13 protein-coding genes and 2 pseudogenes are annotated in these 19,139 nt (G+C 71.2%); 9 read left to right on the forward strand and 6 right to left on the reverse strand.

What is annotated here, in order from left to right:
* Positions 1-25: 25 nt before the first annotated feature.
* Positions 26-409: a sugar transferase gene (locus tag M3E84_RS07210; RefSeq protein WP_311200450.1), complete on the reverse strand. Its 384-nt coding sequence runs from the start codon at positions 407-409 to the stop codon at positions 26-28.
* Between the two features lie 334 nt (positions 410-743).
* On the opposite strand from M3E84_RS07210, the gene M3E84_RS07215 reads away from it, so the two are divergent.
* The 3 genes and pseudogenes from M3E84_RS07215 to M3E84_RS07225 all read left to right on the forward strand — a co-directional run bounded on the left by M3E84_RS07215 (position 744) and on the right by M3E84_RS07225 (position 4,351).
* Complete coding sequence (locus tag M3E84_RS07215; RefSeq protein ID WP_259895541.1) at positions 744-902, forward strand: hypothetical protein; 159 nt, start codon at positions 744-746, stop codon at positions 900-902.
* Between the two features lie 42 nt (positions 903-944).
* Positions 945-2,372, forward strand: a complete 1,428-nt coding sequence (locus tag M3E84_RS07220; protein ID WP_259895542.1) for an ABC transporter ATP-binding protein — start codon at positions 945-947, stop codon at positions 2,370-2,372.
* Positions 2,373-2,951: 579 nt separating this feature from the next.
* Positions 2,952-4,351: pseudogene (locus M3E84_RS07225) on the forward strand (sugar nucleotide-binding protein).
* Positions 4,352-4,598: 247 nt separating this feature from the next.
* On the opposite strand, the gene M3E84_RS07230 reads toward M3E84_RS07225, so the two are convergent.
* The 4 genes and pseudogenes from M3E84_RS07230 to M3E84_RS07240 all read right to left on the reverse strand — a co-directional run bounded on the left by M3E84_RS07230 (position 4,599) and on the right by M3E84_RS07240 (position 8,428).
* On the reverse strand, positions 4,599-5,120 hold the full coding sequence (locus tag M3E84_RS07230; RefSeq protein WP_259895569.1) for a glycosyltransferase family 2 protein: 522 nt from the start codon (positions 5,118-5,120) through the stop codon (positions 4,599-4,601).
* A 269-nt stretch (positions 5,121-5,389) separates the two neighbouring features.
* Positions 5,390-5,680, reverse strand: a pseudogene (locus M3E84_RS12495) (glycosyltransferase); the annotation flags it as partial.
* Between the two features lie 733 nt (positions 5,681-6,413).
* The gene (locus tag M3E84_RS07235; RefSeq protein WP_259895543.1) at positions 6,414-7,769 is read right to left on the reverse strand and encodes an MFS transporter; all 1,356 of its coding nucleotides are present in this window, start codon (positions 7,767-7,769) and stop codon (positions 6,414-6,416) included.
* Positions 7,766-8,428 (reverse strand): flavin reductase family protein, encoded by a 663-nt coding sequence (locus M3E84_RS07240; RefSeq protein ID WP_259895544.1) that lies wholly within the window; start codon positions 8,426-8,428, stop codon positions 7,766-7,768. The genes M3E84_RS07235 and M3E84_RS07240 overlap by 4 nt, the downstream gene beginning before the upstream one ends.
* A gap of 133 nt (positions 8,429-8,561) precedes the next feature.
* Here M3E84_RS07240 and M3E84_RS07245 point away from each other — a divergent pair, with 133 nt between their 5' ends.
* From M3E84_RS07245 to M3E84_RS07265, 5 genes are all read left to right on the forward strand, one after another.
* Complete coding sequence (locus tag M3E84_RS07245; protein WP_259895545.1) at positions 8,562-9,260, forward strand: GntR family transcriptional regulator; 699 nt, start codon at positions 8,562-8,564, stop codon at positions 9,258-9,260.
* Between the two features lie 145 nt (positions 9,261-9,405).
* Positions 9,406-11,124, forward strand: a complete 1,719-nt coding sequence (locus M3E84_RS07250) for a choline/carnitine O-acyltransferase (RefSeq protein ID WP_259895546.1) — start codon at positions 9,406-9,408, stop codon at positions 11,122-11,124.
* Between the two features lie 88 nt (positions 11,125-11,212).
* Positions 11,213-11,626, forward strand: coding sequence for a nucleoside-diphosphate kinase (gene ndk, locus M3E84_RS07255; RefSeq protein WP_259895547.1), 414 nt, complete (start codon positions 11,213-11,215; stop codon positions 11,624-11,626).
* A 187-nt stretch (positions 11,627-11,813) separates the two neighbouring features.
* The gene (locus tag M3E84_RS07260; protein WP_259895548.1) at positions 11,814-13,463 is read left to right on the forward strand and encodes an AMP-binding protein; all 1,650 of its coding nucleotides are present in this window, start codon (positions 11,814-11,816) and stop codon (positions 13,461-13,463) included.
* Positions 13,464-13,527: 64 nt separating this feature from the next.
* On the forward strand, positions 13,528-14,286 hold the full coding sequence (locus M3E84_RS07265) for an SDR family NAD(P)-dependent oxidoreductase (RefSeq protein WP_259895549.1): 759 nt from the start codon (positions 13,528-13,530) through the stop codon (positions 14,284-14,286).
* A 188-nt stretch (positions 14,287-14,474) separates the two neighbouring features.
* On the opposite strand, the gene M3E84_RS07270 is transcribed toward M3E84_RS07265, so the two are convergent.
* Positions 14,475-15,137 carry a vitamin K epoxide reductase family protein gene (locus tag M3E84_RS07270; protein WP_259895550.1) on the reverse strand — a complete coding sequence of 221 codons (663 nt, stop codon included), beginning with the start codon at positions 15,135-15,137 and terminating at the stop codon, positions 14,475-14,477.
* A 416-nt stretch (positions 15,138-15,553) separates the two neighbouring features.
* Between M3E84_RS07270 and M3E84_RS07275 the strand changes: the two genes are divergently transcribed.
* Entirely contained in the window at positions 15,554-19,090 is a 3,537-nt protein-coding gene (locus M3E84_RS07275) for an Rne/Rng family ribonuclease (RefSeq protein WP_259895551.1), read from the forward strand.
* Positions 19,091-19,139: the final 49 nt, after the last annotated feature.

Raw genomic sequence — 19,139 nt, forward strand, 5'->3', positions numbered from 1 at the left:
GTCGTCCGGGCTGCGCGCTCGAGCCTCAGTACGCGCCGCGCGCCGTGACCACGGCACGGACCGTCTTCACGAGGATCAGCAGGACCTGGACCATCGACCACTGCTTGACGTACAGCAGGTCCAGGCGCACCGAGTCCTCCCAGGAGTGGTTGGAGCGGCCGGAGACCTGCCACAGCCCGGTCAGTCCGGGGCGCACCAGCAGACGGCCCCGGGTGGGGGTGTCGTAGGCGGCGACCTCGCGCGGCAGCGGAGGGCGCGGGCTCACCAGGGACATCTCGCCGCGCAGGATGTTGAGCAGCTGGGGCAGCTCGTCCAGGCTCGTGCGTCGCAGGAAGGCCCCGACGCGCGTCATGCGCGGGTCGTGCTCGAGCTTGAACAGGCCCTCTCGGCCGAGCTGCTCGCGCAGCATGAGCTCCCCAGGCGCTCCTCGGCGTCGACCACCATGGTGCGCAGCTTGAGGATACGGCGTCCTCCGCTGGGCCAGGGCGCCAGCACTGCCGATCTGGAGACCCGAGTGAACCGAGTGACCCGAAGCGCTGAGTCCGCGCTGGGCGTCGTGCGTGACCTGCGCACCGTCTTCACCATGATCCCGTGGCGGATGCGGTGGCGGATCATCGGCAGGGCCGCAGCGGCGTTCGTCCCTGCGATCCTGGACCTGGTGGCAGTGGCCTCCATGCTGCCTCTGACCCAGCTGCTGATGTCCCCCCCCCCCCGAGCAGACGCCGCCGCTGCTGGAGCGCCTGGTGGTGCCTCTGGTAGGGCAGCGAGATGCCCAGACCCTGCTGATCATCACGGCGGGGCTGGTGCTCTTCGCCGTCGTCCTGAAGAACCTCGCGGTCGTGGCCGTGCGCTGGAGGATCCTGGGCCAGCCCACGCGCGCCACCTCGGCCGCCCAGACCTAGCTGCTGCGCCTCTACACCGCCGCTCGCTATCAGGATCATCGGATGCGCTCGAAGGGCGCCATGCTCACGAAGGTGACCAGCGCCGTCCCCACAGCCTTCAACGTCGTGCTCGGCAGCATCCTGATGCTGGTCGTGGACCTCATGGCCGTGGTCCTGATGTTCCTGTTCCGGCTGCTGGCCTCCCCGCTGGCAGCGGCGGCCTCGATCATCGTCTTCGGCGGGTTCGCGATGCTCACGACGCGCGTGCTCAAGCCCTACTCCCTGAAGTACGCGCAACGGAACTTCGAGCTGCAGAAGGAGTCGGCCGGCTCCGGGCATCCGGCCATCGAGGGCTTCCGCGAGACGCGGATCTTCCAGCGGGAGTCCCCGTTCGTGGATCGGTTCCGGGTGAACCGGGAGGAGCCGGCGGGGCTGACCCGGTTCCAGCTGATCTTCAACGAGCTGGCCAAGCACCTCCTGGAGATCGTGATGATCCTGGGCAACCTCCTGGTCGCCACGCTGCTGTTCCTCACGCAGGATCCGGAGACCGCCTTCGGACTGCTGGCCGTCTTCGCGGCAGCGGCCATGCGCATCATCCCCGCTCTGAACAGATCGGTGGCCTCCTTCTACCAGATCAACTCGGGCTCCCCGGTGCTGCGGGACCTCGCCCAGGGGATCGACGTGCTGCGCGCTCAGACCTCCGCGGCCCAGCCCGAGGACGGGACGAGGATCAGCATGGGACCGAGCGACGCCGTGGAGGTGCGCGACGTGAGCTTCCGCTACCCGGATGCCCACGAGGACGTCCTGTCGGGGATCACCGCGCGGATCCCCTTCGGCGGCTCCGTGGCACTGGTCGGGGGCTCCAGGGCGGGCAAGACCACGTTCGTTGATCTGCTGGCGGGTCTCTACGAGCCCACCCAGGGTGAGATCCGGGCCGCCGGGATCGACATCGTCGAGCACTCGCGGGCCTGGCTCAGCCAGGTGGCCATGGTCTCCCAGCGGGTCTACCTGTGGGACGGGACGATCCGCGAGCTGATCGCCTTCGGGCAGCGACCAGAGGAGGTCGATGAGCGGCTGCTGGCTGACGTGGTCGGCCGGACCCGTCGGGAGGAGGTGATCACGGGGCTGCCCGAGGGCATGCAGACGCGCGTGGGCGATGAGGGCGCGCGTCTGTCAGGCGGGCAGAACCAGCGACTCGGGATCGCCCGAGCTCTCTACTCCCAGGCCAGCGTGCTGATCCTCGATGAGGCCACCAGTGCACTGGACAATCGCCCCGAGCGGGAGATCACCGAGACGATCGAGCGCCTGCGCGGCCAGCTGAGCGTGGTGGTGATCGCCCACCGGCTGTCCACGATCCGCCATGTCGACGAGATCCTGTTCTTCGCCGATGGGCGGCTGCGCTCGCGGGGGAGCATTGCGCAGCTGGTCGCCGACGACCCGGAGTTCGCCCACCTGGTCAGTCTGAGCCGTCTCGAGGCCCCCGAGCACTGACCGGCGGGATGACCGGGATGATCGGAGCGGGAATCCGCCGCAGCAGCCGATAGCGCACGTGGCCCGAGCACCCCGGCGCACCAACCCCAGGCGGCTACGGCCTCCAGATCGGCGCGGCCCAGCAGCAGCCGCAGGCCCAGCGGCAGGCTCCGCAATAGGTTGCGGACTGCGGCCCGCATGTCCACGGCGTGCGGCGGGAGCAGGTGCTCATGGCGGGTCCAGAGCTGGATCGAGGTCCGACCCGAGCAGCGGGCCTGCCTGGCCCGTGAGCGGGGCGCCAGGCGCTGCGTGTAGTCGATGACGGCCTCAGGAGCCTCGGTCAGGGCGAATCCCGCCGCCTGGGCGCGCCAGGCGAGATCTGTCTCATCGTGGCCTCTGGCGAAGGCCTCGTCGAATCCGCCGTCGTCTCGGCGATGGCCCGGCGCCTGCCCAGGTTCGCGCCCAGTGGGTAGTCGGAGCCTCCGAGCACGCTGGACAGCCCCCCGTGCAGTGGTACCGCGAGCATGAGGACTGGTGGCGCCCGCACAAGGCGGCCGTCGAGGCCGACTACGCCCGCAGCGGGCAGTGAGGAACGGGCACATGGAGATCACCGAGACAGCCATCCCGGGCCTGCTGATCGTGCGGCTCGGCGTCCACGGCGACAGCCGCGGCTGGCTCAAGGAGAACTGGCAGCGGCAGAAGATGACCGAGGACGGGCTGCCCGACATCCGCCCGGTCCAGAACAACATCTCCTTCAACGCCGCGATCGGGGCCACGTGCGGCCTGCACGCCGAGCCGTGGGAGAAGTACGTGTCCGTTGCCACCGGCAGGGTCTTCGGCGCATGGGTGGATCTGCGCGAGGGGGAGAGCTTCGGCACCGTCGTGACCCAGGAGACTCGGACCGGACACGGCCGTATTCGTCCCGCGCCGGGTGGCCAACGGGTTCCAGACCCTGGAGCCGGCGACCGCCTACACCTATCTGGTCACCGCGCACTGGTCGCCCGAGGCGCAATCGCGCTACACGTTCCTGAACCTCGCCGACGAGACCGTCGCTATCGAGCGGCCGGTTCCGCTCAAGCAGGCGGAACTCTCGGACAAGGATCGGCAGCATCCGCGTCTGGCAGAGGTGGCGCCGGTGCCGGCGGCACCCTTGCTCATCCTGGGCGCCGCCGGGCAGCTTGGCCGAGCCCTGGTGGCCGTCTGCCAGCGCCGCGGCATCGCGCACCGGACCTTCGAGCGCGCCGACTGTGACATAAAGGCCCCGTGCAGCTGGCCGCTCGCCGAGCTGGAGACCGCCCGCGCGGTGCTCAACGCCTCGGCGTTCACCGCGGTCGACGAGGCCGAGACCGCCGAGGGCCGCGCCCGCGCCTGGCAGGTCAATGCCACGGCCATGGGTGCGCTCGCCGCCGCCTGCCGCGATCACGACGTCCCCCTGGCGCACGTGTCGACCGACTACGTCTTCGACGGCTCCCTGCCGTTGGATCAGAAGCACGCCCCCGAGCACCTCGTGGCCCCGCTGTCAGCGTACGGGCAGTCCAAGGCAGCCGGGGAGGCCGCAGAGCGGACCTGGGCGAAGCACTGGATCGTGCGCACGAGCTGGGTGATCGGCGACGGCGCCAACTTCGTGCGGATCATAGCCTCGCTGGCCGAAAGAGGCATCGACCCGGCCGTCGTCGACGATCAGCACGGCCGGCTCACCTTCGCCGAGGACCTGGCCGACGTGCTGCTGGAGCTCGTGGTCGAGCAGGCCCCCTACGGCACCCGGCACGTTACCAGCGGCGGGCCGGCCATGAGCTGGTTCGAGGTGGCGCGCGGTCTTCGAGCTGACGGGCCATGGCCCGCAGCGGGTGAGCCCCGTCAGCACGGCGGAGTCCTTCCGGGACCGTCCTGCTGCGGCGCCGCGTCCCAGGAACTCGCAGCTGGGAGCCGAGGAGTCCATGCCGACCTCGCGCGAGCGGCTGGGCGCCTACATGCGCTGTCTGGCGGGCTCGGAGCGCTAGCCCGTCACAGCAGCCGCTGGACCTCGTCCCATGAGCGCGGCAGTCGCGGCCCCAGAGGCGCCAGACGTCCTCGGGGCCCCCAGGCGACCTCCTCCGGGGACGTGCCGGCAAGCAGCGACTGCCAGGCCGAGCGCAGCTCGTGCTCCTCCAGGGCTCCGAGGGCCCGCCAGTGATACGCCTTCTCGGCAGGCAGCTGCGCCAGCGCCAGCGCTGCGGCCCCGTTGCGCGACTGGAGCGCGAACTGCTCTTAGCTGCGCCACGGACGGTGGAGGATCCGCAGCGACGACTCCGATCTGCCCGGGCGACTGACCTCGTGGTTGCCCATGGCCACCACGACCCCGGGGAAGGGGCGGAAGGCGACCTTGTCGTCGTAGTGCGGGCTCTGATCCAGCCGCAGCCCGTCCCCGCCGTCGGGGGAAGGGAAGGCGTTGTGCACCACGGCCCGCGCGATCGGAGCGCGGGCGGCTGACAGCGTCTCGGCGAGCGTGGAGCGAGACCCGTACCAGAGCTCGTCGGCATCGAACGGGATGATCCACTTCGCACCTGCGCTGGCTGCGGCCTCGGCGAGCAGGGTTATCTTGGCCGACTGCAGGTAGGCGGGCTCGGCATCGCTGGCCACGAGGACCTGCGGGTGCTCGGCGGCCAGTTCGCGGAGGATCTGCTCGGTACCGTCCGTGGAGAGGTTGTCCGCCACGAGAACGGGCTCGACACCCTGGGCGAGCAGATGCCGGATCGTCTCGGCCAAGACATCGGCCTCATCGCGGACCATGCCCACGGCCCATATGCCCCGGTGAGCAGCCAGGGGCGGCAGGTCCAGTCCTGCGCGGGCGATTCGCAGCTGCTGGGCCAGCGCTCCGGTCCGTCGGCTGAGCAGGCTGGTGCCCACCAGCCTGACGTCTCGGCGGGCCAGGAACGCCCGGTGCTTGAGCTCTCGCAACGGATCGAGAAGCGGTGAGGGGCTCTCGCGGCTGCCTCCAGGTGCTGCAACTCCCGGGTCAGCAGCGGTGTCTCGGGGATCTCTAGGACCTCGCACAGCGTGCGGAGGCGGTGGCGCCAGTCCAGCCTCTGCCGGGCCAGCAGTTGCTGCGCCCGAGCCGCCTCCGGGCTCCACTGCCCGCTGAGCTCGGCGATGCGCTCCAGACCCGCGGCTGGATCCGTGGGGGAGACCTCGACGGTGGCCGTCTCCCACAGCGTCTCCAGGGTGCCGCTCGGGGCCGCCCCGACGACGACTGCCCCGGCCGCCAGCGCATCGGTCCAGCGCCCCGTGAGGTAGTCGCGGGTCGGGTGGGTGTAGGACGCTGGGCTGACGAGGTTGGAGAAGGCCAGCATGAAGCGGCTGCGCAGCGGTGCCTGACGCAGGTGCTCGTAGTTGCAGGCCGGGTCCGCGGGATCCAGCGGCGGGCGCCCCTGGAAGCGCAGCCCGCGCTCGACGGCCAGCCGCGCCGTGGCGGCGTCGTCGTCCCAGGCCGGCGGCTGGCGTCCGACGCGCAGCAGATCGGTGCTGCGGTCCCCGTCCTGCAGCGGGAAGGTGAGGGTGTCGGCGCCCCAGGGCAACACGGAGACGGGGGCGTCCGTCAGCGGGGCCCACTCTTGGCGCAGGCCGGGATCCGTGATGAACAGGTGATCGAAGTGCCGCCCGGTGCGGGTGAAGCGGGCGATGCGATACGTCCAGAACGAGTCGATCACCCAGGCGACGATCGTGGCGTGGCCGGGCAGCCAGTGCCGCACCCGCGCCGCTTGAGCCAGATGCGCCGGGTTCGGGGTGATGACCAGCAGGCCGCGTGAGGAGGCGGAGCGGAACCGGGGGATCGCGGAGGCGCCGCGCTGCAGGGCCGTGTGCGGGGCGCGTTCGTCGAGACGGATCACCCGGGCATCCAGCAGCCGCGCAGTCAGCCGGACGAGGGCGTCCACGGGGCCCAGCCCTGTCCGGCGGGTCGCACGTGCAGCAGATCGAGCTCCACCAGCATCTCCCTCTCAGCCTCGGCGGTCCGCGGCTGGGCGCCGCGGACGGCCCTCGATTCTAGAGGCCGCAGGAGTGGAGCGGGCAGGCCCGGACCATCTCCTAGAGCGTGAGATCCACGTGCTTGGTCTCTCGCATCAGCAGACCCGCCACCAAGGTCAGGCCCGCGATGCCGGCGAGATACCACGAGAACACGGATCCCATGCCGGCTTGAGACAGCCAGGTGATGACATATGGGGCGGTTCCGCCGAAGACCGCGGTCGCGAGCGACAGTGTCGCAGCGACACCCTTCGCGCGCACCCTCAAGGGCAGGACCTCGGACCACACTGCGCCGTTCACACCGAAGAGCAGCGCGATGGCGATCAGCGCGAGGCACTGGACCAGGAGGAACGAGGCGACGCTGCCGTCGAGCATGCGGAACAGCACGAAGGGCAGAACGAGGAAAGCGGCGCCGAACCCGATCACCAAGGGCTTGCGGCCGATCCGGTCCCCGAGCAGCCCAGCCGCGACGATCGTGGCGAGGAAGATCACCTGAGCCACCAGGGAGGCCCCCAGAGTCTGCTGGGGAGTCATGCCGTGCTGAACCTGGGCGTACGTGGGCAGATAGATCAGCCACGTGTAGAACATCAGGGATCCGCCGGCCGACAGGGCGAAGATCATCAGCAGACCGACCCCTACGGATGGCGCGCCAAGGGCGTGGCCTCGACCGGCGGGTGCGTCCCCACGATGGCCGGAGGCAGGCTGGGTGGACTTGGTGGTCGTCTGCACCTGCGGCACCGACTGGGTGAAGGTCTCCGACTCGGAGATCGAGCGCCGCAGGTACAGGGCGTACAGGCCTAGGAGGCCGAAGGCCAAGCGCCAGCCCCACGACGCCACCTGATCCGGGGTGAGGCCCGCGTTGATCGCCATTCCCGTCAAGGTGGCCATGATGGTGCCGAGGATCACGGAGACCCACGAGGTGGAGCCGTACAGCGCGCGTCGTGAGCGCGGTGCGCGCTCGACGAGGTAGGTCACGGCAGTGCCCATCTCGCCTCCGTGGGCCAGGCCCTGGATGAGCCGCGCACTGACCAGTATGACGGCGGCCAGGACGCCCGCGGTCTCGAAGGTCGGAGTCACGGCGATCATGAAGCTGCCCAGGGCGGTGATCATCATCGCGATGAACAGGCTCTTCTTGCGCCCCACGCGGTCTGCATAGGCGCCGAACAGGAAACCGCCGAGGGGACGAGCCACGAAGCCGACGGCGAATACCGCCAGGGTCGCCAGGAGATCAGACGCAGGGTTGCCCGAGCGGAAGATCTGGGCAGCGAAGACCGGGGCGAAGATCGTGTAGACGTTCCAGTCGTACCACTCGAGGGCGTTGCCGAAGTTGACGGCGATCATGTCTCGCAAACGACGCGGCTGCGGCTCGTCGAGCGCAGCGCCGTCGGCCGGCCGGGCGGAGGGTGTCGCGGGGCTCATGCGCGGCCCTCCAGCCCGGCCTGGGCCTCCCCGTCCGCGCCGGGCACCCGCATCTCAAACGTCTCGCGGACGACGGTGTAGTCGAAGTAGCCCAGTCGAGCGATCGGCTGGATCTTGGGAATGTCGATGCGACCTTCAGGTGTGATGACGTCGTCGTCGATGTGGATCGTATCCACATGGGCGAAGACGATGTCGACAGTTCCGACCTCGGAGTCTCCGGGGATGTGGTGGGTCGAGTGGTAGCGGCACTCGAAGCGGATGGGTGACTGCGCCACCATCGGTATCGGGTGGTTGTCCGCGTAGACCTTGGTGACGCCGTGCTCGGCGATGCGGTCCCATTCGCTAGCTGCGGAGTCCAGCGCCATGGCCGAGGTGTTGACCGCCTCCCGGAGGTCGTAGGTCGCCATGTTCCAGACGAACCACCCGGTCCGCTCGGCGTTGAGCACGGTGTCCTTGCGTCGACCGTCCGGGTACTGATTGGCGGAGAACATCACCATCGGCGGGTCGAAGGTCAGGTTCTGCCACTGGCTGTAGGGAGCGATGTTCTCCACGCCTTCAGGGCTCACGGAGGAGAGCCAGCCGATGGGTCGAGGGACGGTGGAGCTCTTGAACGGTGAGAACGGCAGCGGGTTCTCCTGATGCTGCGGACGGTACTTCACGGGCCCTCCATGTGATCTGGGTAACAGGTTGCGGCGCACACTACGTCGTATATCCCACATATATCAAGCATCTGGGCGAGATTGTCCGGAGCCTCAGGGGGCGGTCTTCCGCGGCGAGCCTTAGGGTGAGGCGATGAGCAAACGAGACGAGGCCTATGCGCTGCTCGCTCAGATGATCGAGACGGGCGCTCTGCCAGCAGGGGCGGCCGTCACCGAGGCCGCGCTGATGGAATCCACGGGGTGCGGGCGCACGCCGCTCCGTGAGGCTGTCCAGCGGCTGGTCCAGGACCGCTGGCTCGATCTCGGCCCCGTCAGGGGTCTGCGAGTGCCGGTCATCTCCGTGGACGATCAGCTGGCGCGCCTCGAGGTCCGGCGCTCACTGGAGGCCCTGGCGGTCGGGCTGGCCAGCACCCGGGCCAGCCCGGAGCAGGTCGAGGAGCTGCGCGCACATGCCGAAGCCCTGGCCGCCGTGTCGTCCACGGAGGGCTACGTCGCCGGCGTCGCGCGCTCGCATGAACTGATCAGACGCGCTGCGGTCAACGACTACCTGGCCGATTCGCTGACTCCCTTGCAGGGGCTTTCGCGACGGTTTTGGCTGGCGACGACCGCCCAGAGGCCGGGCGAGGTGGAGCGAGGCCGCTCCTTCTACGTTCCCTGCCTGAGGGCGATGGCGAATCGAGATGCTGAAGCCGCCAGAGGTGCCCTGCTCGGACTGCATGACTTTCTGGCGAGTTCGGCGATCGAGCATGCTGCATCCCAGGTCGATGCCGTTCGCGAGCTGAGCCCGCCGCCCCCGGCGACATGGGGTGCGGGCTCGCCGGTCCGGGGATAGCTCTGTCCGCCCGGGCGGGGGCCGCACCGAGGGCGATGCGGCTCTGCTCACACTTGCGGCTGCACTCTGCCGGGGTCGCGCGGCGCCTGCGAGAATCGAGATGCCGTCGACGAGTCGTCGGCGCCACCGTTTCGAAGAGGACACCATGACCCCTCCTGCGCTGCCCGTGCCCGAGCTCGAGCCGACCGTGCAGAGGCTGCTGGCAGCCGTGCGCCCGCTCGTGGAGCCCGCTCAGCTCGAGCGCACTCGCGAGACCGCTCAGGACTGGCTGGCCGGCGGCGCCCCTCTGCTGCAGCAGCGTCTGCTGGACTTCGCCCGGCAGGAGGACGCGGAGGGCCGCAGCTGGCTGTCGCGGGAGTGGCTGCGCGGCTACCTGCGCACGCGCGACCCCCTGCCGCTGAGCACGAGCGTGGGCTTCCAGTTGGCCGACGAGCCCGGGGTTCCTGGCCTGGATCGCGCCGCGCGCTTCATCCACCGCGCGGCCGCCGTGCACCTGCAGCAGCTGCGCGGTGAGACCCCGGTGGAGGTCAGCCCGCGCGGTGCGCACCTGTGCATGCAGCAGTGGGAGGCCCTGGGCGGCGGGCTGCGGCACCCGCAGGCGGGCACGGACGAGATCCGCCGGCCGCGGGTCGAGGCCGCCGACGCCGAGATCGGCATCCTCCACCGGGGGCGTCTGCGAGTCCTGCCGATTGCCGATGCCGACGGCCAGCCCCGCAGCGCCGCCTGGATCGCGCAGGCGCTGCGCACGATCGTCGCCGCGCCGGGCGGAGCCCGGGACGAACTGCCCTTCGGCGCGGTCTCCTGGCTGCCCTCCGAGGCCGCCGCCGAGATCCTCGACGGGCTGCTGGCAGAGGAGTCCAACGCGCGGACCTACGAGCGGCTGTCCCGGCTGGTCTTCACCGTGAGCCTGCAGGAGCAGGAGCTCACCGAGGAGCAGCACCTGCGGCACCTGGCCTTCGGCTTCCACGACGCCTGGGTGCGCAAGCCGATGTCCTACGAGATCGGCCTGGGTGACACCTTCACGGGCGTGCACGTGGAGCACAGCACGATCGACGGGGCCACGGTGCTGGCGGCCGTGGGGCGCATGCAGCAGGTCGAGATCCACGACGCCCCCGCCGCCGATCCGGACCTGGTCATCGAGGCCCCGGAGCTCGCCTGGTCGATGACTGCGGAGCAGGCCCAGCGCGTGCGCACCGGGCTGGAGGGCGTGTCTCAGGCCGTCGAGCCGCTGTCGGTGCGCCTCGTCACAGTGCCGCGCGCGGCCGCCGAGGACCGGCCGTTCCGGATGAGCGACGACGCCGTCCAGCAGCTGATCTTCACGATCGCCCAGCTGCTGGCCTTCGGGCGGGTGCGCAGCGTCTACGAATCGGTCGACGTTCGCGAGTTCCAGGCCGGGCGCACCGAGTGCCTTCGTCCCGTGACCTCCCGGGCCGTCGAGTTCGCGGCCGCCGCCGTGGAGGGCACCGCGACCCAGGAGCAGCTGCGCGCGGCGATCGAGGCCCACAAGGACTGGATCAAGGCCTGCAAGGCGGGACACGGTCCGGAGCGGCACCTCACCGGGTTGCGGCTGATGGCAGATGAGGCCCAAGCGCAGGAGGGGCTGCTCAGCGACCCGTCGCTGGACGCGCTCTCGGAGGACTTCCTGTCGACCACCTCGGTGGGCGGGGCGCAGTCCATCGTGCGCTACGCCTTCGCCCCGTCCACGGCAGCGGGCTTCGGGATCGCCTACACCAAGGGCGAGCACGAGTTCGAGTTCTGCCTCAGCTTCCGGACCGACACCGCCGAGGACCCCGATGGCTTCGCCCAGGCGCTGGGAGAGGCCGCGCGGCTGCTGTGGTCCGTTGTCGGGACGCCTGCGCGCTGAAGGCGGCACCGTGCCCCAGTAGGGTGGTCACAGAGACCCGAACACCGCGCCCGTACCAGGGCGCACGGCAGAGACGGAGAAGCACCGAATGACCGAGCGCACCCTCATCCTGGTCAAGCCCGACGGCGTCGAGCGAGGCCTGACCGGTCAGGTCCTGGCCCGGGTCGAGGCCCGCGGCTTCCGCCTGGCCGAGCTGAAGAAGCTCGACGCCACCCGGGAGATCCTGGAGCAGCACTACGCCGAGCACCAGGGCAAGCCGTTCTTCGAGCCGCTCGTCGAGTTCATGATGTCCGGGCCCATCGTGGCCGCGGTGTTCGAGGGCGAGTCCGTGATCGAGTCCTTCCGCGCCATGGCCGGGGTGTCCGATCCGGTCAAGGCCGCCGCCGGGACCATCCGCGGCGACCTGGCCCGCGACTGGGGCGAGAAGGTCCAGAAGAACATCGTGCACGGCTCGGATTCCGCCGAGTCCGCCGAGCGCGAGATCGGCATCTGGTTCGCCTGAGCCGAAGCCTCCCGCAGCATCACAACGGCCGCACCGACATGCTCGGTGCGGCCGTCGTCGTACCTGCCGCGCCGCGACGCGCCGCTGGAGTGTGAGCCGTTGCACACGCCCGGGCGCACCAGTAGGTTGCTGAAGCATCCCGTGCAAGAGCGCACGGAAGCGCGATCCCACCCATGAAGGAGGCGCCGTGAGCACCCCGGAGTCCAGGACGCAGGAGCTGCTGGAGCTCGTCGGCGGCACCGGCATCCCGGTGGCGCACCTGCTGTGCGACCGCCACGACCCGGAGGCGGTGGCCTTCACGGTCGTCGAGCAGGATCTCTCCCGCCGGGAGCTGACCTACGGGCACCTCACCGAGCGCTCGCAGCGCGCCGCCGCTGCACTGGCCGAGCTCGGCGTGGGGCCCGGCGACCGGGTGGCCACCCTGATGGGCAAGGGCGAGGACCTGGTGGTGACGCTGCTGGGCATCTGGCGCCTGGGGGCGACACACATCCCGCTGTTCACGGCCTTCGCCCCGTCCGCGATCGTCCAGCGGCTGCTGCCCAGCCGGCCTCGAGTGGTGGTCTGCGACGCCTCCCAGCGCAGCAAGCTTGACTCCGAGCAGCTGTGCGGGCCTGAGGCCGACTGGACGGTCGTGACCGCCGACGACGGCTCCGGCGAGCCCGTGCGGGAGCCCGCCCTGGACCAGCTGCTCGAGCAGCACCAGCCGGGCATGCCGGCAGCGCTGTGCGACGGCGACGACCACCTGGTGCACATCTACACCTCCGGCACCACCGGCTCGCCCAAGGCCGTGCCGGTCCCGGTGCGCGCGCTGGCCGCCTTCGGCATCTACCTCGACTACGGCCTGGACGTGCGTGCGGACGATGTCTTCTGGAACGCCGCCGACCCCGGATGGGCCTACGGCCTGTACTACGGGATCATGGGCCCGCTGTTCATGGGCCGGGCCAACATCCTGCTGCGCGGCGGCTTCAGCCCGGAGCTGACCTGGCGGCTGCTCAGCGAGCTCGGGGTCACCAACCTCGCCGCGGCGCCGACCGTCTACCGCGTGCTGCGCTCCGGGTCCGGCCCGGACGAGCCCGTCAGTGTGCGGGTGGCCTCCTCCGCAGGAGAGCCCCTGAACCCGCAGCTGGTCGAGTGGGCGCAGCAGCACCTGGGCACGGCCATCCGCGATGACTACGGCCAGACCGAGATGGGCATGTGCATCGTCAACGGCTGGCACCCGGACGTGCTGCGCCCGATCGAGCCCGGCTCCATGGGCAGGCCCCTGCCCGGATTCGCCGCGCAGGTCCTCGAAATGGAGGAGGATCGCCCCGCCGCTGACGACGAGCCCGGCCGCCTGTCGATCGTCCTGCCGGACAGCCCCCTGATGTGGTTCACCGGCTACGTGGACGAGCCCGCGCGCACCGCGCAGCGCTATTCCTCCGACGGCAGCCGGTACCTCACCGGCGACCTCGCCCGCAGGCTGTCCTCGGGCGCCTTCGCCTTCACGTCGCGCGACGACGACGTCATCCTCATGGCCGGCTACCGGGTGGGCCCGCTCGAGGTCGAGTCGGCCCTGATGGGCCACCCCGCCGTGGCCGAGGCCGCCGTGATCGGCGTGCCCAACGACCTGCGCGGCGAGGTCGTGGAGGCCTTCGTCGTGCTGCGCGATGACGCCGAGGGCACGGACGGCCTGGGCGAGGAGATCGCCCGGTTCGTGAAGACCGAGTACGCCGCGCACGCCTTCCCGCGCCGAGTCCACCTGGTCGACGAGCTTCCCAAGACGCCGTCGGGCAAGGTCCAGCGCAATGTGCTGCGCGCCCAGCGCAAGGCGCAGGCCGCCACCGGCGAGCGCTCCTGAGCCCCCGGTCCCGCGCCTCGGCGCGCCGGAGCAGAACCCGAACGAGAACCCCCAAGGAGAGACCATGCAGCTGAAGGACACCGTCGCCCTCGTCACCGGAGCGGCCTCCGGACTCGGAGCGGCCACCGCCGCCGAGCTCGTCGCCCAGGGAGCAACCGTCTGCGGAGTGGACCTGCAGCCCTCGATCGACAAGGCCGAGGCCCAGGACGGCGTGCACCTGATCGCCGCCGACGTCACCGATCCCGAGGCCGTGCAGGCCGCCGTGGCCGAGGCCGCCGCTGCCGGCCCGCTGCGCCTGGCTGTGAACTGTGCGGGCATCGCCCCGGGCCAGCGCATCCTCAGCAAGAAGGGCCCCCACGACATCGGGCTGTTCCAGAAGGTCGTGGAGATCAACCTGATCGGCACGTTCAGCGTCATGACGGCGGCAGCGGCGGCCATGGCCGAGCTCGAGCCGGTCGACGACGACGGCCAGCGCGGCCTGATCGTCTCCACCGCCTCGGTCGCGGCCTTCGAGGGCCAGATCGGGCAGGCTGCCTACGCGGCCTCGAAGGGCGGCGTCCATGCGCTGACGATCTCGGCGGCGCGCGATCTGGCCTCGAAGGGCATCCGCGTGTGCACGATCGCCCCGGGCATCGTCGAGACGCCCATGATGGCCGGGATCGACCCCGACTTCCGCGCCGGGCTGGAGGCCACCGTGCCGTTCCCGGCGCGCCTGGCCCGTCCCCACGAGTACGCCCGTCTGGTGACCATGCTCGCCGAGCACGACTACCTCAACGGGGAGACGGTGCGCATGGACGGCGCCCTGCGCATGCCTCCGCGCTGATCACCGGGCAGTCGCCTGAGCGGATTGCGGAGCCTGGGGCACGCCCCTAGGCTGTGAGTCCCTCCCGATCGCCGCTGGGTCCTTCCCGGACTCGCGCAGATGCGGGGGAATGACAGCGCGAACGCCCCGGAAGTCCTCTTCCGGGGCGTTCGTTCTGTGTCCAGGCCCCCTGGCACGGGGGCGGGGGATCAGGCGAACATGGTGCCGGAGAAGCGGACCAGCACGGCGCCGAAGACGACCACCACGATCAGCACGGCCGCGCCGATGCTCCACAGGCCCGCGCTGGAGCGGGCGGCCGCCGAGCCCGGCAGCGCCCCGGTGCGCACGCCGCGTCCGATCGTGGACATCAGCAGGAACGGGTGCACGAGCCACACGAGCATGCAGTACAGGCACAGGGCGTTGATCTCGAAAGTGGCCTGGAACCACAGCCAGATCAGGAAGACCTCTCCCAGCACCAGGCCTGCGATCAGGCCCCACCAGAACCAGCGGCGGAAGCGGGCTCCGGCCAGCACGGCGACTGCGATCACGATCACCACCGCGTAGGCGATCAGCCCGATCAGCGGATTCGGGAAGCCGAAGACCGCCGCCTGGTCGCTGCGGATCACGGTGCCGCACGAGAGCACCGCATTGAGATCGCAGGCCGTGGTGTGCAGCGGGTTCTCCAGGATCTGCAGCTTCTCTCCGACCAGCGAGATCGAGGCGTACAGCCCGGCGGCCGCGGTGATCAGCGCCAGGATCGCCCAGCTGGTCTCGCCCGCGGGGCGGGGGGAGGTCGGCTCGAAGCTGTGCGCGGAGGCGTGGGCGCGGTCCAGCTCTTCGGTGGAGGAGGCCAGGGTGTCTCGGGTATTCACACTCCCGATCCTACGACGGCACCCACCGGTGCTGAGGGTCGCGGCCGTCACCCCGCGATCGGACGTGATGTGCCTCATTGCGCAGGTGCGCTGTGTCAGAATGAGGGCGGTCCTCCGTCGGTCGCACCCGATGGAGGGTCCGTCGACGGCTCCGACCCGGTCGGCGTGGCCGCAGCTCTCGGAAGGATCGAGCGCGTCCGCCGCCCGGACAAGATCGGCCGCGAGCACGGTCCTACAGGATCGGCCCCGGCGACTCGGATCCGTGACGGCCTGCGCGCCCGGCGAACAGCGCCCCCGCGCAGCGCACACACACGACTTCTTGCAGCAGCCGCGCGACCCCACGGGGCCACGCACGGCGCTCACGACCGGGGGACCACCGGGTGCGGACGGCCGGTACCCGCAGGAGCACAGCGCACATGGCATCAGAGCAGGCACAGCCCGGGGCACAGAGCGCACCGGAGGCGGAGCCGACCGAGCAGACGACGGCAGAGCAGCCGGCGACCGAGCAGGCCGAGGCCGAGGCCGAGCAGCCGGCGACCGAGCAGGCTGAAGCCGAACCGGCAGCGTCCGAGCAGGCCGAGGCCGAGCACGTCGAGGCCGAGGGCCACGCCGCCGAGCAGTCCGACCCGGCGCAGACCGCCTTCGAGGCGCTCGAGTCGGCGGAGCAGCCGCAGGAGCAGGCAACCTCCACGATCCTGCGCACCACGCCGCTGCCCGGCGGCGAGCAGGACGGCCAGGACGAGGCTGAGGCTTCCGAGCACAGTTCAGCACGAGAGCCCGTCCAGGAGCCGGCGGCGCAGCAGCAGGAGAAGGAGCACGAGACGCAGCAGCAGGACGAGCAGCCGGCTGCGGATCCGTTCGCGGCCTTCGGCGCCGCCACTGCCACGTCGCTGCTCTTCCACGCCCCTGCTCCGGAGGACGTCGCGGCAGCGCGAGAGCGCGCCGAGCGCGAACGCGAGGAGGCCCGCCTGCGCGAGGTCCAGGCGGAGGAGCAGGCCGAAGAGGCCGAGTACGAGGACCCGGAGCCCGGCGCGGGGGTCACCAGCCGTCGGCGTCGGCGTCGGCGCCGCGGCTCGGAAGACCTGGAGCTGACCGGCGGGGAGGACGGCGATCCCGAGCAGACCGTGACCCGCATCCGCACCGCGCGCGTGGTCGACGGCTCGGCGCCCACCACTGTGCAGTCCGTGAAGGGCTCCACGCGCCTGGAGGCCAAGAAGCAGCGTCGTCGCGAGTCCCGTCAGACCGGGCGCCGACGCCAGGGGATCACCGAGGCGGAGTTCCTGGCGCGCCGGGAGTCGGTCGAGCGCACCATGGTGGTGCGGCAGAAGAACGACCGCATCCAGATCGGCGTGCTCGAGGACGGCATCCTGGCCGAGCACTTCGTCTCGCACACGCAGCAGGACTCGCTGATCGGCAGCGTCTACCTGGGCAAGGTCCAGAACGTGCTGCCGTCCATGGAGGCCGCCTTCGTGGACATCGGCCGCGGCCGCAACGCCGTGCTCTACGCCGGCGAGGTCGACTGGGACAAGGCGAACCTGGGTGGTGCGGCCAAGCGCATCGAGAATGCGCTCAAGCCCGGTGACCCCGTGCTCGTGCAGGCCACCAAGGATCCGGTCGGGCACAAGGGCGCTCGGCTGACCAGCCAGGTCTCCCTGCCGGGGCGCTACCTCGTGTTCGTGCCGGGCGGGTCGATGACCGGCATCTCCCGCAAGCTGCCGGACGTGGAGCGCCAGCGCCTGAAGAAGATCCTCAAGGACCACCTCCCGGAGGGCGCCGGCGTGATCGTCCGCACCGCCGCCGAGGGGGCCTCCGAGGAGGAGCTCACCAACGACATCAACCGCCTGCGCACCCAGTGGGAGCAGATCCAGGAGAAGGCTTCCCAGGGCAAGACCCTGGCTCCCGAGCTGCTCTACTCCGAGCCGGATCTGACCATCAAGACCGTGCGCGATGTCTTCAACGAGGACTTCACGGCCATGCACGTCCAGGGCCAGGAGGCCTGGGACGGCATCGAGGCCTACGTGACCTACGTGGCCCCGGACCTGCTGGAGCGCGTCCACCGCTGGGAGGGCGACGAGGATCTCTTCGCCCACTATCGGGTGGACGATCAGATCTTCAAGGCGCTCGAGCGCAAGGTCATGCTGCCCTCGGGCGGCTCGCTGGTGATCGACCGCACCGAGGCCATGACCGTGGTCGACGTCAACACCGGCAAGTTCACCGGCTCCGGCGGCAACCTCGAGGAGACCGTCACCAAGAACAACCTCGAGGCGGCCGAGGAGATCGTGCGGCAGCTGCGCCTGCGCGATATCGGCGGCATCGTGGTCATCGACTTCATCGACATGGTGCTCGAGGCCAACCGCGATCTCGTGCTGCGCCGCCTGGTCGAGTGCCTGGGCCGCGACCGCACCAAGCACCAGGTCGCCGAGGTCACCTCGCTGGGGCTGGTCCAGATGACCCGCAAGCGCATGGGCACCGGACTGCTCGAGGTCTTCTCGGAGGACTGCGAGGGCTGCGACGGCCGCGGAGTGATCGTCCACGACCACCCGCTCAAGGGCCGCAGCTCGGGGTCCTCGGACAACCGCCAGGGCCGCAACGACCGCAAGCGCAGCCGTCGTCTGCCGGGCGGGCAGGACGAGCAGCGCCCGCGTGCCGAGGACCCGGAGCAGGCCAGGCGCGCCCAGGCCACTCGCAGCGCACTGGCCGCGATCGCCTCGGCCAGCGGCCACGACACTGATTCCTCCGCCGCAGCAGGCGGAGCCCCGGAGCCGGCGACGGCGAGCGAGCCCGCCGGGCACGACGACTCCCAGGCCCAGCGCTCGCAGGACGACCAGGAGTCCCGCGAGAGCGGCAAGCGCCGTCGCAAGCGCCGCGGCAAGCGCTCGCGCGGCCGCGGCCAGGACGCCCAGGGCTCGCCGGAGCAGGAGGCTCAGGGCCAGGCAGGGCAGCAGCAGTCCTCGCAGGAGGCCGCCGAGCGCACCGAGCGCGAGCGCAGCGCTCAGGACGAGTCCACGGCTGCTGAGGCCGAGCAGGGCCGCGGCGAGTCGACGTCCCGTGCGCAGGAGCCCCGCCGGCGCGGCGGTCGTTCGGCCGGTCGGGGCGCCCGAGGCCGCTCCGAGGCCCCGAGCGGGGCTCGATCCGAGGACGAGACCCGTTCGCTGATCGAGGCCCGCATCCGCGCCGCCTCCGGTGAGGCCTCCGAGCCCCGTGCTGCAGCACAGGACGCGGCGGAGCATTCGGGCCCCGACCACGAGCAGACCGACGAATCCGCGTCCGCTGCGGCGTCGGAGCCGAAGCGCACGAGCTCGCGCCTGGACTCGGCCCTTGACTCCGAGGGCCGTCGTGAGCGGCGCACGCGCACGGCGCGCACCGAGTCGCAGGAGGCTGCCCAGGGAGCTTCGCAGGGTGAGCAGGCGGCCGCCGCGCAGCAGAAGCGGCGCAGCAGCCGCACTGCGGCGGCCGCGCAGGCCGCACCGGAGACGGTCGAGGCCCCGGCCGCACCGTCGGCTCCGGTCGCCCAGGGCACGGCGACGGTGCGCGGCGCGGACGCGGAGCAGGCGGCTCCGGTGCGCCAGCGGGCCCGTCGCTCGCGCCGTGCCGCCGCCCCGGCGGGCACGCCCGAGGTCCCGCAGTCGGCTCCCGCGGCTCCGGCCGCCGCGGCGACCGTGACCGCAGGCACCGCCTCGGTGGTCGCCCAGACCGACGGAGCCTCGCAGGTGACGATCAACGGCGAGGTCATCGAGCTGCCGCAGGGCCACAGCGCCGCCGAGGCGCTGGGCGCCGGCGGCTCGACCGGCTCGCAGCTCGAGTCGCTGGCCAGCACCATGGGCGAGCGCGAGCCCGGTGCCGCCGGACCGCGTCGCCGCCCGCGCCGCTCGCGGCGCGCCAGCGCGCCCGAGGCCGCTCCTCAGACGGGCGCGGAGCAGTCCTCGCCGCAGGACGGTCACGGGCGCGCCTGAGCGCAGGGCCGCACCGGCGAGCAGCCGGCCCCGCTGAGCCGCGTGCATG

It is taken from the genome of Kocuria sp. p3-SID1428 (assembly GCF_025149945.1).
Lineage (GTDB): Bacteria > Actinomycetota > Actinomycetes > Actinomycetales > Micrococcaceae > Kocuria.

Excerpts from the sequence above, each read along its gene's own strand:
- ndk (WP_259895547.1), top strand. The coding sequence starts at position 11,213 with ATGACCGAGCGCACCCTCATCCTGGTCAAGCCCGACGGCGTCGAGCGA.
- M3E84_RS07250 (WP_259895546.1), top strand. The coding sequence starts at position 9,406 with ATGACCCCTCCTGCGCTGCCCGTGCCCGAGCTCGAGCCGACCGTGCAG.
- M3E84_RS07230 (WP_259895569.1), bottom strand. The coding sequence starts at position 5,120 with ATGGTCCGCGATGAGGCCGATGTCTTGGCCGAGACGATCCGGCATCTG.
- M3E84_RS07245 (WP_259895545.1), top strand. The coding sequence starts at position 8,562 with ATGAGCAAACGAGACGAGGCCTATGCGCTGCTCGCTCAGATGATCGAG.
- M3E84_RS07220 (WP_259895542.1), top strand. The coding sequence starts at position 945 with ATGCGCTCGAAGGGCGCCATGCTCACGAAGGTGACCAGCGCCGTCCCC.
- M3E84_RS07275 (WP_259895551.1), top strand. The coding sequence starts at position 15,554 with ATGGCATCAGAGCAGGCACAGCCCGGGGCACAGAGCGCACCGGAGGCG.
- M3E84_RS07265 (WP_259895549.1), top strand. The coding sequence starts at position 13,528 with ATGCAGCTGAAGGACACCGTCGCCCTCGTCACCGGAGCGGCCTCCGGA.
- M3E84_RS07210 (WP_311200450.1), bottom strand. The coding sequence starts at position 409 with ATGCTGCGCGAGCAGCTCGGCCGAGAGGGCCTGTTCAAGCTCGAGCAC.
- M3E84_RS07235 (WP_259895543.1), bottom strand. The coding sequence starts at position 7,769 with ATGAGCCCCGCGACACCCTCCGCCCGGCCGGCCGACGGCGCTGCGCTC.